Source organism: Pontibacter russatus, assembly GCF_009931655.1.
GTDB lineage: Bacteria > Bacteroidota > Bacteroidia > Cytophagales > Hymenobacteraceae > Pontibacter > Pontibacter russatus.
Genome location: NZ_CP047984.1, coordinates 2855968 through 2871121 on the forward strand (window position 1 = coordinate 2855968; position 15154 = coordinate 2871121).

At 56.9% G+C, this 15154-nt stretch carries 11 protein-coding genes; 9 read left to right on the plus strand and 2 right to left on the minus strand.

What is annotated here, in order from left to right; genetic code table 11:
• The first annotated feature begins 98 nt into the window (after positions 1–98).
• From GSQ62_RS11600 to GSQ62_RS11630, 7 genes are all read left to right on the plus strand, one after another.
• Positions 99–1802: a pseudouridine synthase gene (locus GSQ62_RS11600; RefSeq protein ID WP_161889653.1), complete on the plus strand. Its 1704-nt coding sequence runs from the start codon at positions 99–101 to the stop codon at positions 1800–1802.
• Positions 1803–1808: 6 nt separating this feature from the next.
• On the plus strand, positions 1809–2528 hold the full coding sequence (locus GSQ62_RS11605) for a type III pantothenate kinase (protein ID WP_161889654.1): 720 nt from the start codon (positions 1809–1811) through the stop codon (positions 2526–2528).
• On the plus strand, positions 2521–3801 hold the full coding sequence (locus GSQ62_RS11610) for a PorV/PorQ family protein (RefSeq protein ID WP_161889655.1): 1281 nt from the start codon (positions 2521–2523) through the stop codon (positions 3799–3801). Before GSQ62_RS11605 ends, GSQ62_RS11610 begins: the two co-directional genes overlap by 8 nt.
• Positions 3802–3940: 139 nt before the next feature.
• Entirely contained in the window at positions 3941–4477 is a 537-nt protein-coding gene (gene lptC / locus GSQ62_RS11615) for an LPS export ABC transporter periplasmic protein LptC (RefSeq protein ID WP_161889656.1), read from the plus strand.
• Positions 4477–4650, plus strand: a complete 174-nt coding sequence (locus GSQ62_RS11620; protein WP_161889657.1) for a hypothetical protein — start codon at positions 4477–4479, stop codon at positions 4648–4650. The genes lptC and GSQ62_RS11620 overlap by 1 nt, the downstream gene beginning before the upstream one ends.
• Positions 4651–4673: 23 nt before the next feature.
• Positions 4674–5975, plus strand: a complete 1302-nt coding sequence (locus tag GSQ62_RS11625) for a hemolysin family protein (RefSeq protein WP_161889658.1) — start codon at positions 4674–4676, stop codon at positions 5973–5975.
• 75 nt (positions 5976–6050) lie between these two features.
• Positions 6051–8159: a peptidylprolyl isomerase gene (locus GSQ62_RS11630; protein WP_161889659.1), complete on the plus strand. Its 2109-nt coding sequence runs from the start codon at positions 6051–6053 to the stop codon at positions 8157–8159.
• A 29-nt stretch (positions 8160–8188) separates the two neighbouring features.
• On the opposite strand, the gene GSQ62_RS11635 is transcribed toward GSQ62_RS11630, so the two are convergent.
• Positions 8189–9538: a transposase gene (locus tag GSQ62_RS11635; protein ID WP_161888298.1), complete on the minus strand. Its 1350-nt coding sequence runs from the start codon at positions 9536–9538 to the stop codon at positions 8189–8191.
• Between the two features lie 331 nt (positions 9539–9869).
• Here GSQ62_RS11635 and GSQ62_RS11640 point away from each other — a divergent pair, with 331 nt between their 5' ends.
• The gene (locus GSQ62_RS11640; RefSeq protein WP_161889660.1) at positions 9870–11684 is read left to right on the plus strand and encodes a tetratricopeptide repeat protein; all 1815 of its coding nucleotides are present in this window, start codon (positions 9870–9872) and stop codon (positions 11682–11684) included.
• Between the two features lie 468 nt (positions 11685–12152).
• The gene (recJ, locus tag GSQ62_RS11645; protein ID WP_161889661.1) at positions 12153–13859 is read left to right on the plus strand and encodes a single-stranded-DNA-specific exonuclease RecJ; all 1707 of its coding nucleotides are present in this window, start codon (positions 12153–12155) and stop codon (positions 13857–13859) included.
• A gap of 283 nt (positions 13860–14142) precedes the next feature.
• On the opposite strand, the gene GSQ62_RS11650 is transcribed toward recJ, so the two are convergent.
• Positions 14143–14964 (minus strand): glycoside hydrolase family 25 protein, encoded by an 822-nt coding sequence (locus GSQ62_RS11650; protein WP_161889662.1) that lies wholly within the window; start codon positions 14962–14964, stop codon positions 14143–14145.
• Between the last annotated feature and the right edge of the window lie 190 nt (positions 14965–15154).

The following is a 15154-nucleotide window of genomic DNA, read 5'->3' on the forward strand; positions in this document are numbered from 1 at the left end:
GGCGCAGCGCCCTCATTGAACTATATAGCACCCTGATTCCTTAATACTGCACACACCAAGAGGTACAGTAGCGATACTGCATCCATAACTATATTACCATGGCAAAAGAAAATGAAAGACCTGACCGCGACAGCGCGGGAGCAGGCAGAAGAGGCGCTGACAGAAACGCTTCAGGCAGGCCAGTGAACAACGACCGCGACGGCAAGAAAATATTCAACAGGCGGGACAAAGACGACCGGCCGGGCGGCTTCGGCGAACGCCGTTCCTTCGGGCCTGACAGAAGAGATAACGACAGAAGAGAATCCGGCGAGCGACGCCCTTATGGTGCAGACCGCCCGAACAGGGAAGGTGGCGAGCGCCGCCCTTACAATGCGGACAGGCGCGAAGGCGGAGAACGAAAGCCTTACAACAGCGACAGGCTGGAAAGAAGAGATGGCGGCGAAAAACGCACCTACGGCGACAGGAGAGAGGGTGGTGAAAAACGCTCTTTCGGAGACAGAAAAGAAGGCGGCGAGCGACACTCTTTCAGTTCCGACTGGCCAGACAGGCGCAGCAACGACCGGGGAGGATATAACGCTGACAGGAGAGATGACCGCAGCAGCGGCGAGCGAAGCGAGCGCCGTTATTTCGGCGATGACCGGCCGGATAGAAGAGAGGGTGGCGAAAGACGCTCCTTTGGTGCGGCCCGATCTGACAGACGAGACAGTGGTGAACGCCGCTCGTACGGCAGCGACAGGCCACGACGCGACGATGGCGAGCGCAAACCATATAACAGCGACAGGAGAGAGGGCGGCGAGCGCCGTTCCTACAGTGATAAGCGCGAAGGCGGAGACAGAAAGTCCTATAGCGCCGGGCGCAGCGGCGACAGCGACCGTGGCTACAGCCGCGACAGCAGGCCCTCGTTCGGGGAGAAGCGCGGCTTTGGCGGCGACAGAGACGCTAAAGGGAAAAGCTACGGCGACCGTGGCCGCTCCACGGACAGGCCTGGGGAGAACTCCGGCGAAGAGCCGAAGGCACCAACCTATAACCTGAGCCGCTACAACGACAACCCGCGCATCAAGAAAAGCAACCGCAGGGACGAAGACGAAAATGACGGCTCCATCCGCCTGAACCGCTATATTGCCAATGCCGGCATCTGCTCGCGCCGCGAGGCCGATCTGCTGATCGAGTCCGGGGAGATTAAGGTGAACGGTGAGGTGGTGAAGGAAATGGGCTTTAAGGTGCAGCCCTCCGACACGGTGCAGTACGGCAAGAAAATCCTGAACCGCGAAAAGCTGGTCTATGTGCTGCTCAACAAGCCGAAGGACTTCCTGACGACAACGGATGACCCGGAAGGAAGAAAAACGGTGATGGACCTGGTGGCGAAAGCCTCTACGGAGCGCATCTTCCCGGTGGGCCGCCTGGACCGCAACACCACGGGCCTGCTGCTGTTCACCAACGACGGCGAGCTGGCGCAGAAGCTCACGCACCCTTCCAACGAAATCAAGAAGATATACCAGGTAGAACTGGACAAGCCGATCACCAAAGACGACTTCAAGAAGATATCCGAGGGCGTGGAACTGGAGGATGGCAAAGCCGTGGTGGACGATGTGGCGCTCCTGGGGGAGTCCAACAAGTTCCTGGGGCTGGAGATACACATTGGCCGCAACCGTATTGTGCGCCGTATTTTCGAGCACCTGGGCTACGACGTGGTGACGCTGGACCGGGTGCAGTACGCGGGCCTGATAAAGAAAGACCTGCCGCGCGGCAACTGGCGCTACCTCACCGAGAAAGAAGTCGTGCGGCTGAAGTATTTTATGTAAAGAGCCATGCGCAGCGTCGCCATCGACATAGGGAACTCCGGCACAAAGTACGGCGTCTTCGAAGGGGATGCCCTGGTGGAGCAAGGTTACTTTGAAGGACAGGAGCAGTTGCCTGAGGTGCTGCTACACCAGACTTTTGACCATGCCATTGTCGCCTCGGTGGCACAGAGCGCACAGTATATACAGCAAAGGCTGTCTGTAACCGGCAAGCTCCTGGAGCTGACCGCGCAGACAGCCTTGCCTGTTTCCAACCTCTATAAAACGCCCCATACGCTGGGTGCCGACAGGATAGCGGCCGCAGCGGGAGCGAATTATTTTTTCACGGGCCGCAACTGCCTGGTGTTCGACGCCGGCACCAGCATCACGCACGAGTATATAGACAGCGGCGGCAATTACCACGGCGGCGGGATATCCCCGGGCCTGGCCATGAAATTCAAAGCCTTGCATACTTTTACCCAGCGGCTGCCGTTAGTACAGCGGATTGAGGAAGGGTTTCCGCTGACGGGGCAAACCACCGAAGAATCTATCCGCAGCGGCGTGCTGGCCGGCACCGTGGCCGAATTAAACGGCTTTATCCAGGCATATACCGAAAAAGCTGCCGATCTGGTGGTTATACTTTGCGGGGGGGATGCAGGATTTTTTGAAAGTCACCTAAAAGGTCGCATCTTTGTAATTCCCGAACTGGTCTTAATCGGGCTTCACAGAATATTGATACATAATGTATAAGACATTCCGAGTACTGGTAGGCTTTGCCGCGCTGTGTCTGGCGCACACCACACAGGCACAGCTTATCAGCAATACCCCGTACTCCCGCTACGGCATAGGCGAAATCAACGAAAACTACGGCAACATCCGCACGGCCGGTATGGCGGGCGTGGGCGTGAGCGCCGCCAACAGCTTTCAGGCAAACACCTCCAACCCAGCCCTGCTGTATTACAACAGTATCACCAACTTCGATATGGGCATTGCGGGGCAGTTCAAGCGCGTGAGCACCGAGACCGGCTCCTATACAGACGGCAACGCGAACCTGCACAACCTGTCGCTGGCCGTGCCCATCATGAAGCGCTGGAGTTCTGCGGTGGGCCTGCGCCCGTTCTCCACTGTCAACTACCAGGTGGCGGTGTCGAACCCGGTGGAGGGCAATCCGGAGGCAACTATTTCCCGGGAATATGTGGGCAGCGGCGGCCTGTCGGAGGTTTACTTCGGGCATGGTGTGAAAGTGGTGGGCGGCCTTACCGTGGGCGGAAGCGCCTCTTATATCTTCGGGAATATCGCCAGCGAAGCCGCCAGCACCCTGAGCGACCCGGAGCAGGAACTGGTGGGGCAGGAGCGTGTGTCCATCGTGAACCGCACAACCTACAACGGCTTTCTCTTCAGGGCCGGTGCCAATTACCGCCAGAAACTGAAAGACAAGCTTTTCCTGAGCGCAGGTGGGGTATATAGCCTCAATGCTGAGCTTGATGCCGAGCGCAAACAGGCCTATGAGCGGCGCACGCAGGCAAATCCGGTGCCGGGCGATAGCACAGAGGGCAACGTGACGCTGCCTTCCAACTACAGAGTCGGCCTCAGCCTCGACAACGGCTCCAACCTGACGGTGGCCGCAGATTTCGCCAGCTACAAGTGGTCTGATTTTAAGGGCTTCGAGGGGCAGAACGACAACCTGCGCGACAGCTACCGGGTGGCTATCGGCGGCGAGTACACCCCCGATGCCAACGCCATCGACAGTTACTTCAAGCGCATCATGTACCGCGGCGGAGCGTACTACAGCCAGACGCCCTATGAACTCAACGGTAAGGAAATCACAGACAAGGGCGTGACGGTGGGGGCCATGTTCCCAATCGGCATCTCCACCATATATGATTTGTATCAGTTGAACGTCTCGCTGGGCTACGGACAGCGCGGCACCACTGAGAGCGGCCTTGTAAAGGAAGACTACCTTCAGTTTGGCATTGGCTTCACGGTCAACAGCAGGTGGTTCATCAAGCGCCGGGTCGAGTAGCAGCAACGCCCCCTTTTCTGACAACACCAGAGGCCGTTCTTGAAGCGGCCTTTTTGTATAGTGGGGATGCCAATGCTGCAAAGCGTCATATTCAGCACAGAATTTGCTAAATTCACACCAAACAGCACAAAGCACAGCGATGCGGAAAGCATGGATAGCCGCCCTGATGGCCCTCATGGCCATCATCGGGTTCGGCTGCAAGGAAGACCTGAAAGACCCGGACAAAGAGCAGAAGTACACGGGCCCGACCATGGAGAACCGCGACGTGGTGACACTCTACAGCGACTCGGCCAGGCTGCTCATAAAACTGCAGGCGCCCTTGCAACAGGAGTTTGAGGGCGGCGACGGCGTGTTCCCGGACGGGCTTTACGTGGAGTTCTACGAGGAGGGCGACAAGGTGACCTCCACCCTGAAGGCCAACTACGGCAAGCAGGACCGCAACAAAAGCCTTTTTGAGGCGCGGGGCAACGTGGTGGTGCAAAACCTGGTGAAGAAAGAGAAACTGGAGACGGAACAGCTGTTCTGGGACAAGCGCAGGGCAAAGATATACACCGACAAGTTTGTGCGCATCACCACACCGGAGCAGGTCATCATGGGGAACGGCCTGCAGGCTGACCAGGATTTCTCGAACTACAGGATCCGTGATGTCACGGGAATCATCGATCTGGAAGAATAATGAACCCAAAGCTTATCAATAGTATTTTACTGGCGCTGTCGTTTGTGGCGATGGTGATTGGCGCGCACCGCAGCCTGGTGGAGGAAGACATTCTCGGCAACTACTGGCTCTACATGATTGGCCTGGTGCTGTTTATGCTCTACTATTACCGCAAGAAGAAGAACAGCGCCTGAATGTTTCCGGCCTTAACCCATATATGGAAGACACGAGTCAAATCATCGTCTTAGTTGTTGCCCTTCTGTTCTCTGCCTTTTTCTCCGGCATCGAGATGGCCTTTCTGGCCGCGAACAAGATTCAGATTGAGCTGGACGAGAAAAACGGGGTGCTGTCGGGGCGCATCCTGGGCTTCCTGCTAAAGCGGCCCGCCCGCCTTATGGGTACCACCCTGATCGGCAACACATTGGCGCTGGTGCTATATGGCCTGGCCATTGCCAGCGTGCTGCACCAGTTGCTTTATGCTTACCTGCCCGAGGCGCTCCAGTGGAGCCTGCTCATCCTCCTGCTGCAGATAGCCGTGGCGGCGGTGGTGGTGCTGCTTACGGCCGAGTTCCTGCCCCGCAGCCTCTTTGCCATCAACCCTAACCGCATGCTGCAGGTGCTGGCGGTGCCCATACTGCTAGTGTATTATCTGCTGTACCCTGTGGTGTACCTGATTGTGGGGCTGAGCAAGTGGGTGGCCGAGAAGTTCTTCAGGATAGAGTTCTCCGAAGAGAAGCCAGTGTTCGGCTTCACCGACCTGAACGCCTTCACCAAAAGCCGCCTGTACCACCCCGAGCACCAGGACGCCCCGGAGGTGGACCCGCTCATCTTCCACAACGCCCTCGACTTCAAGACCGTGAAGGTGCGGGAGTGCATGGTGCCCCGCACCGAGATAAAGGCCGTGGAGGCAGACGCCCCCATCGGGCAATTGGGGCAGGCCTTCGTGGAAACAGGCCACTCCAAGATAATTGTCTATAAAGAGACCATCGACAACATCATCGGCTACTGCCACCAGCTGGCGATGTTCAAGCAGCCAAAGAGCATCGCGGAGATTCTGGCCCCGGTGAGCCTGGTGCCCGAGAGCATGCTGGCCAGCGAGTTGTTCATCAGGTTTGTGTCGGAGCACCGCAGCGTGGCGGTGGTGGTCGACGAGTTTGGCGGCACCTCGGGCATTGTGACGGTGGAGGACGTGATTGAGGAGATTTTCGGGGAGATAGAAGACGAGTACGATGTGGACCAGGCGCTGCTGGAGCAGGTGCTGCCCGACAGGGGCATCTATATCCTGAGCGGCCGCCACGAGATTGACTACCTGAACGAGAAATATGAACTGAACCTGCCCGAGGGCGACTATGAAACCTTAGGCGGCCTGGTTTTGTCTGAATTCGGGGAGATACCGCTGCCGGGCGATGAAGTAAGGGTGCCGCCTTATACCATCAGCGTCCTGACCATGGATGACAACCGCATCGCGGCTGTGAAGCTGGTAAAAAGCGCAGACGCTCAGGCAGATGCTGCAAGCTAAACACGGAGATAAAAATTTTGAATTTAAGCGTGATTAACCTTATTTTGCACAATCCTTTTTACATTTAAATAAAGAATGGCATTAATTAACAAGATTAGAGAGAAGTCTGGTTGGGCTGTAGGCGCCATTGCCATAGGACTTGGCGTGTTTGTGGTGGGCGGCGACCTGCTGGGGCCTAACTCCAGGCTTCTGGGCAACGATGCAACCACTGTCGGCGAGATTGCCGGCGAAGAAATAGACTACCAGGAGTTTGACGCTGTGCTGCAGCAGGCAAAAGCCGACTACGAGAGCCGCACCGGCCGTGCCGCCAACGAGGGGGAACTGGCCATGTTGCGCGAGCAGGCCTGGAACCAGCTAATCTTTAAGATTGCGCTTCAGAAGGAATACGACCGCCTGGGCATCACCGTGACCGACGAAGAACTGGCGGACATGGTGCAGGGCAACAACATACACCCGGCCGTGAAGCAGGCCTTCACCAACCCGCAGACCGGCGAGTTTGACCGCAACCAGATTGTGCAGTACCTGCAGAACCTGGACCAGATGGGACCCAACGCCCGCCCGATGTGGGTAAGCTTTGAGCAGAGCATCCTGAATGACCGCCTGCAGTCGAAGTACATGAACCTGTTTACCAAGACGGTATATATCACCGCGGCAGAGGCCAAAGACTATTACCAGGCGCAGAACAGCACCGCCGGCATGAAGGTGCTGTACGTGCCATACGTAAGCGTGTCAGACTCTGCCGTGCAGGTGACAGACGCCCAACTGCAGGATTATTACGACCGCAACAAAGAACTCTATAAGGTAGAGGAAGGCCGTTCAATCGAGTTTGTGACCGTTCCGGTAACCGCCTCCCCCGAAGACAGTTCCTTCCTGAGCCAGGAGATCAGCACGCTGGCGCAGCAGTTTGCCACTGCCTCCAACGACTCCGCTTTTGTGAACACCAACTCTGATGCGCCTTTCAACGGTGCTTACCGCAACCCCGGCGAGCTGCCGCAGCAACTGGCCAGCCAGCTGCCGCTGGAGGAGGGCAAGGTATATGGCCCCTACACCGAGAACGGCGTGCTGTCGCTCTTCAAAGTATCGGATGTGAAAGAGGGAAGCCCGGCTGTGAAGGCGAGCCATATCCTCATCAGACCTGAGAGTGACACCCCCGAGGCAAAGGCGGCGGCCCGCGCCAAAGCACAGGACGTGCTGACACAGATACAGAAAGGCGCCGACTTCGCCCAGATGGCGGCGCAGTACGGCACAGACGGCACGGCCTCTACCGGTGGCGACCTCGGCTGGTTCGCGGAGGGCCGCATGGTGCCTGAATTCGACAAGGCTGTGTTTGCAGCCTCCGGCCCCGGCCTGTTGCCCAACCTGGTGGAGACGGAGTATGGCTACCATATCGTGAAAATCACCGCGCCTAAAACCACGCAGACTTACCAGATTGCCGCCGTGCAGCGCCCAATCGAGGCGAGCGAGGGCACGCGCGATGCGGCGTACGCCGTTGCCGACGAACTGGCCGGCACCAGCGGAAGCGCCGATGAGTTCAGAGAGAATGCCGCCAAAAACCCTTCGTTGGTGAAAGAAGAAGCTATCGCGATTGGTAAAAACAACATCGTGGTGAACAACCTGAACAACGCCCGCGAGCTAGTGCGCTGGGCATATGCCGAGGACACCGAAATAGGCGATGTGTCGCCTGTGTTCGAGATAGAGAATCAGTTTGTGGTGGCGACGCTCACTGGCAAGCGCGAGAAAGGCTATGCCGCCGTGGGGGATATCCGCGATGAACTGACCGCCGCCGTACGCAACGAGGTAAAAGGCCAGCAGATTATAGAGAAACTGAAAGGCCAGAAAGGCTCGCTCGACGAGATGGCCGCCAATTATGGCGCCGATGCGGTGGTGAGAACCGCTGATAACGTCACCTTTGCCTCTGCTACCATCCCTGGCATAGGCGTGGAACCGGTAGCCGTGGGCAAAGCCTTCGGCATGAAGCCTGGGGCCCGCACCGCTCCGTTTGAAGGACAGGGCGGCGTGCTGGTGGTAGAACTGACGCAGCTGAACCCGGCGCCTGAAATCAGCGACCTCTCTAACGTAAAAGAGCAGATGCGCACCGCGCGCAGCAGCCAGGTGGAGAACAATGTGTTTGAGGCCGTCAAGGAGAAAGCCGACATCAAGGACAACCGCGTCAGGTTCTTCTAAGACGAACAAAATCATATATGAAACATGAGTCATCCCGGAGTTTGCAGGGATAGATAGAGTAGATTCCAGAGGTTGGCCAGTGCCAGCCGGATACGGTAAAGCGGTGTAGGAGTTTTCCTGCACCGCTTTCCTGTTCTATGGCAGCCCTGCCTAAGGAGATGGGAGACCGCCTCCCGCAGCTCTTTATCCAGCAGCGAGAGCAGAAAAGCATACACCAGGGTGACCACCTGCAAGAGCTTCATGCGGCTCGACCAGAACCAAAGCCGGCACGACTCCATGCCCATTTCTGATTTGTTGAAGCGGAAGGCCTGCTCCACCTGCCACCTTCTGGCGTAAGCAAAGACCAGGCGCCAGGCCTGGCGATCACTCCTGACTTCTTCACTGGTGAGCAAATACCAGGGTTGGCGGCCTTTCTTACCTGGCCGGCAGATCAGGAGCGTGAGCGGCTGGTCATAGTCCGGGTGCAGGCAGGGCTGCCACAAGAGGCTGCGCCGGTAAGTGATCTTTCGGACCATGTCCCTTACTACTCTTGAGGAGGTGGCTTTGCGGCCGACCGAAAAGCGGTAGGCATTCTTTAGAAGCCCACGCCCATCCACGAGCTTATACCTGGAGGGCCAGCGCAAGAGGAAGCGGTCGTGGCGGCCTAAAAGCAGCCCCAGCCACTTAGAGGAGGCATAGCCGCGGTCAAAGACGTGCAGCACGGCCTGGCCGAAGGTCTGGCGGGCCCACAAGAGCAGCGTGAGCTTCACCTGCTCCAGGGAGGTGGCCTCTTTGCCCCGGCTACTCCACCAGGCAAAGCGGGCGATGCGTGGAGCCTGCCACAGGCCGCAGCACAAGAGGCCCACCCACCGAAAGCCTGGCACGTGCACCGGCTCCCGGGTGGGGGGATCATAATAGCCCTTCTTGATTCTGAGTTGCCGTTTAGCTTTGACGCTGCGCACGGCGCATAAGCCCTCGCTTTGGAGGCTTTCGCACTTTTCCTGCACGCTCTCGTCCCACAAAAGCAGGGGCAGCTCACGTTCCGCTTCCAGCAGCTGCTCTACGTATGTTTGGGCCTCTTGACTCAGGTAGTCGGTGATGAGTTGGGCAGACCACTTCTTACTGCGCAGCAGGTTAGACAGGCGCTTGGTGCCCGCCGGGGCTTTGTCGGGCGAGAGCACAACCCCACCCAGCTCGCTTAGAAGCAGACCGGTGGAGCGGCTGCGGTGGCGCACCAGCGCCCGGCATAGGTTCTGGAAAGTGTAGACCAGGCGGCGGTCCAGCAGCTCATCGAGCCTGGCAAGGAAAGGAGAAAGAAATCCTTCGAGGCGGTAGGAGAAAAACAGAGCCTGGGAGAGAACCTCGGCTTGGCGTGCTGCGTTTTTGAAAGTAGTAAACATAAGAACCTCCCGTCTTTGGTGATACATAGACTGTACCACTAAAACAGGAGGTTCTCCTTTTTTATCCCAGTCCTAAACTCCGGGATGACTCATGTTTCTTTGGCCATGCAGGAGCACCGTTTTAGCGGACCTGGGGGAGGATGTACGCTAATTCTGCGCGTGCATTCAAAAAATTAAACTGAATCGGTATATTCATAGTTAAAAGAATGTGGCAGAACCAGGCGGGAGCAGCGGGTATATAGCACCCATATATTGGCCGCAGCCCTGCCTTAGCCGTCTTAGCGGCGAAGGCATATATCAACAGGCGTCACCTCATCGTTTTAAGAAGACTATGCACTCAAAATTATATTACCTGCTCCTCCTGCTGCTTCTGCTGCTGGCATCCCCGGCGGCGCGGGCACAGCAGCAGGACCTGGAGCTTGCCCGCCAGTATATGAGCCAGGGCGACTACGACAAGGCGGGGGCGCTATATAGCAAGCTGATAGACGAGCAGCGGCTTTTCGGGGCGGTGTACCCGGATTACCTGAAGGTGCTGCTGGCGCAGCGCAACTACAAGGAGGCCGAGAAACTGGTGAAGAAAACGCTCAAGCGCCACCCTGGCAACCCTAACTATGGGGTAGACCTGGGCGTGGTGTACCAGGCCGCTGGCGACAAGGGCGCGGCCGCAAAGCAGTTCGACAGGCTGGTCGCGGATGCCACGCCTGAAATGGTGACGGCGGTGGCCAACGCGTTTATGCAGAACGAGCTATATGACTACGCCGAGAAAGCATACCTGCGCGGCCGCCAGCTGGCCAACGATCCCATGGCCTATAACCGCCCGCTGATGGCGCTGTACAGGTATCGGCAGAAAACAGACAGCCTGGTGGCCGAGGCACTGAACCTGCTGCTGGCCGATGAGAACGAACTGGGGTACGTGCAGAACATACTGCAGAGCAGCATGCGCGAGGAGGAGAATTTCGATGCGCTGGAGAAGGAGCTCATCCTGAAGGTGCAGCAGAACCCCGACAAGCTGTCGTTCAACGAGCTGCTGATCTGGCTCTACGTACAGCGCCGCGACTTCTACAGCGCCCTGCTGCAGGCGCGCGCTGTGGACAAACGCACCCGGAGCGGCGGCTCCCGCGTGATGGAACTGGGCGCCATCAGCCTGAAGAACGAAGACTACCAAGGGGCCATAGAGGCATTTGAATACATTGTGGAAGAGTACCCGGAGGGGCCTTATTACCTGGTGGCGCGGCAACGCCTGATAAACGCCCGCGAAGAGCAGGTGCAGAATACCTTTCCCGTGAGCCAGGAGAAAATACAGGCCCTGCTGGCGGATTATGAGGCCCTGCTGAACGAAGTGGGCCGGAGGCCGGAAACCATGGAAGTGCTGCAGCACATGGCCGCCCTATATGCCTTCTACCTCGACGACAAAGACAAGGCCATCGCGCTGCTGCAGGAGGCCATCAGCATGCCGCGGGCGGACGCCAACCTGGTGGCAGACAGCAAGCTGACGCTGGGCGATATATACCTGCTGAAGGGGGAGCCCTGGGAGAGCACGCTGTTGTACTCGCAGGTGGAGAAGTCGCACAAGGAGACGCCGATCGGGCACGAGGCCAAACTGCGCAACGCCCGCCTCAATTACTACAAAGGCGATTTTGAACTGGCCCAGGCACACCTCGACATCCTGAAACTGGCCACCAGCCGCGAGATAGCCAACGACGCCATGGACCTGAGCCTGCTGATTACGGACAACACCGGCCTCGACACCTCCACCGCAGCCATGCAGGACTATGCCGCCATCGACCTGCTCGTGTTCCAGAACAAGCTGCCGGAGGCGCTTGCCGCCCTGGACAGCATGTTGCAGAAGTATCCGGGGCACAGCCTCACCGACGAGATATACTTCCAGAAAGCCAACATATACGAGCGCACCGGGAATTTTGAGAAGGCAGTGGAGAACCTGCAGCAGATCGTCAGCAACCCGCAGTACGACATCCTGAGCGACGACGCGCTGTACCGCATGGCCTTTATATATGAGGAGAGCCTTCACGACAAGGCAAAGGCGCAGCAGCTATATAACGACCTGCTGGTAAAGCACCAAGGCAGCATCTATGCCGCCGAGGCCCGGAAGCGTTTCCGGAAGCTGCGCGGCGATACGGTAAATTAAGCCAAGGCAGATTATGCTATATAGGCAAACGAACAAAATTAACTTGCGCTACCCATAAAATCACCACATATATAAGCCATCCGAAGATCAACAATATATAGTATATAAAGTCTTGTGGCTGATGTCTTGATACTTGTGTCCTTTTACTTAAAAGGTTAAGATCCTGGTGCTTCACATCGTGATGCGTGTGTAGTGATATATAATACAAGGCTCTCTTGCCCTTTAGCTGAAGAAGAGGAACAGGATGAGAATAAAGAGGAGGAAGAACCCGTACATGATCAAGTCGAGAGAGTAGTTCTTATATTTTTCGAAAAGATCTTTGAATCGTTTCATGGACTGCCCTGTTGTATCGTTGCAAAAGTACGAAATTCAGGAGGAGGGTCACAGCGCCACCAGGCGCCTTGGCTCAAAAATCTTTTAAAATAGCTACCTTTGCAGCCGAACGTTTGTAGTGTAGCAGCAGCATATATGGAGAAGAGGTGGGTATATAACCAGGAGGCGCCGGCAGAGGTGGTAGAGCAACTCGCGGAAAACCTCAAAATAAGCTCCACCCTGGCTGGCATCCTCTGTCAGCGCGGCATCTGCACCTATCAGGAAGCCAAGCATTATTTCCGCCCCTCCCTCTCCGACCTGCACGACCCCTTCCTGATGAAGGGCATGGACAAGGCCGTGAACCGGCTGAACGAGGCGCTGCACAAAAGCGAGAAGATACTTATATATGGCGACTACGACGTAGACGGCACCACCTCCGTGGCCCTGATGTACGGCTTCCTGCGCGGCTACACCCACCAGATTGACTTTTATATCCCGGACAGGTATACGGAAGGCTATGGCGTGTCGCAGCAGGGCGTGGACTGGGCGGCGGAGCACGGCTTCACGCTCATCATCTGCCTCGACTGCGGCATCAAATCGGCAGACAAAGTAACCTACGCCATCGAAAAAGGCATTGATTTTATCATATGCGACCACCACCTGCCCGACGAGGACGTGCCGCAGGCCGTGGCCGTGCTCGACCCGAAGCAGGTAGACTGCCCCTATCCATTTAAGGAATTGTCGGGGTGCGGTGTGGGCTTTAAGCTGATTCAGGCCTTCTGTATGCAGAACGATATCGACCAGGAGGAGGCCTATAAACTGCTGGACCTGGTGGTGGTGAGCATTGCGGCCGATATCGTGCCCATCACGGGCGAGAACCGGATTCTGGCGCACTTCGGCCTGCGCCACCTGAACGGCCCGCAGCCGATGCGGCCAGGCCTGGAGGCGCTGAAGGAACTGGCTGCCATCAATTACGACATGGATATCTCTAGCATCGTGTTCGGCTTTGCGCCCCGCATCAATGCCGCAGGCCGCATGGGAGACGCCAAAAACTCGGTGCGCATGCTGCTGGCCCAGACCAAGGAAGATGCCTTCCGGATGGCCGACATCATCAACGAATCGAACAAGGCGCGCCGCACCAAAGACACCGACATCACCAAAGAGGCCCTGCAGATGATCGAGGAGGATGATTTCCTGAAGTCGGCCAACTCCACGGTGCTTTTTAAGAAAGACTGGCACAAGGGCGTGATTGGCATTGTGGCCTCGCGCTGCATCGAAAAATACTACCGCCCCACCATCATCCTCACCCAGTCCAACGGCAAGGCGTCCGGCTCTGCACGCTCGGTGCACGGTTTTAACGTACACAACGCCATCGAGAGCTGCTCCGATTTGCTGGAGCAGTTTGGTGGGCATATGTATGCCGCCGGGCTTACAATGCCCGTGGAGAACGTTCCGGCGTTCCGGGAGCGGTTTGAGGAGGTCGTGTCCAATACTATCACTGAGGAGCAGAAAATCCCGCAGATACAGATAGACGGAAAGATCAAGCTGAACCAGATCACGCGCAACTTCTACAACATCATCCGGCAGATGGAGCCCTTCGGGCCCGGCAACATGGGGCCGGTGTTTGTGTCGGAGTGCGTATATGACACGGGCAGCGTGCGCGTGGTCGGCGATTCGCACCTGAAACTGCGCCTGACGCAGGACGGTTTCTACAGCATCGACGCCATCGGCTTCGGCCTCAGCGATTACTACCACACCATCTCCAAGGGCATCCCGTTTGACGTGTGCTACACCGTGGAGGAAAATATATATAGGGGCGCCATCTCGCTGCAGTTGCGCATCAGGGATATCCGGGTGAAGTAATCAGTCCGAAATCATATATAGATAGAAGCTGTTTAGAGTTTGTATTTGTGTCTGGCACAAGCGGGCACTTGCGCCAGACAAAGCTTCAAGGACGGAGAAATGCAAAACTCGAAATAGGGTTATATATAATTTGGGGCTGCTATAGCTAATAGCTTAGACCAATCTCAACTGAATACTGCGCACTGAGGTATTTATTCTACAGAAAGTGTAGTGCCCACCAACCAACTGGTAGTATATATAACTCCTCCCCCGAAAAACGATTAACGAAAAACGAGCAACAAAACTACGGCAGCGGGTACATGTGCTTCAGTTGCTTCAGCGGGCTTGGCTGCGTCTCCTGGGCCATCAGATCGGGGATGCACAGCTGGCTCAGCATGTCGCTGTCGCCTACAAAGAAGTTGACATCCACGGCAGTGTTGATGCCCATGATCCGGCCCCTGTCGGTGTGCTGCCAGAACATCCAGCTGTCAGTCTGGTGTACCTCCGGGTGGTTGTCGCTGTAGCGGGCAATCCAGAAATGGTAGTCGTTGAAGTGGCCCTGCAGGTAGCGGCGGTAGTAGTTCTGGCTGGTGTAGATGATGGGCTTCACGCCGTAGTGCGCCGTTACGCCCTCCAGCCAGGTTCTGATGCCAGCACGCAATTGCACGGGGCTCACCTTGGGGTCCGATATCTCCACGTCCAGCACAGGCGGCAGATCACCGGCCTCCAGCACCACTGAGTTCGTGAAAAGCTCTATCTGGCACTGCACGGGCGCCTCCGGCTTGTAGAAGTGGTAAGCCCCGCGCTTGATGCCGTGGCGCTTCGTCTCCTCCCAGTTGCGCGTAAAAAAGGGGTCCTGCCTGAAATCGCCCTGCGTGGCCTTCACAAAGGCAAAAGCCACCTCCGACTCACTCACCAGCGCCCAGTCCACATGCTTCTGCCACCGCGACACATCGATGCCTTTGATGGCCGTGGCCGTGGTGAACGTTTTGGCAGTGGCTTTCTCCTCTTCGTCGTTGGGTGTAGCAGCAGGGGCGTTTGACGGCGCACCGGTGTAGCCTGCCAGCAAGAGCAGACCTGAGAAAGCAAGCTTCTGAAAAGCCGAAAGAAACAAGGGCAAAAGCATAATAAGCAAGGTTGAGATGAAGCGAGTTTTAAGTTAAATATTAAAAGCCGCTTATACAATACCCCGCCCGGATGTTTATATAGATTATTGCCTAAGTCTTAATAGCAGGCGGGCCATATATGCCGTTAGGGGAGTGAGGGAAGCGCTGTGTTTGCGCCTCGTTGCAGGATGCCGCCATTATGCGTAATTT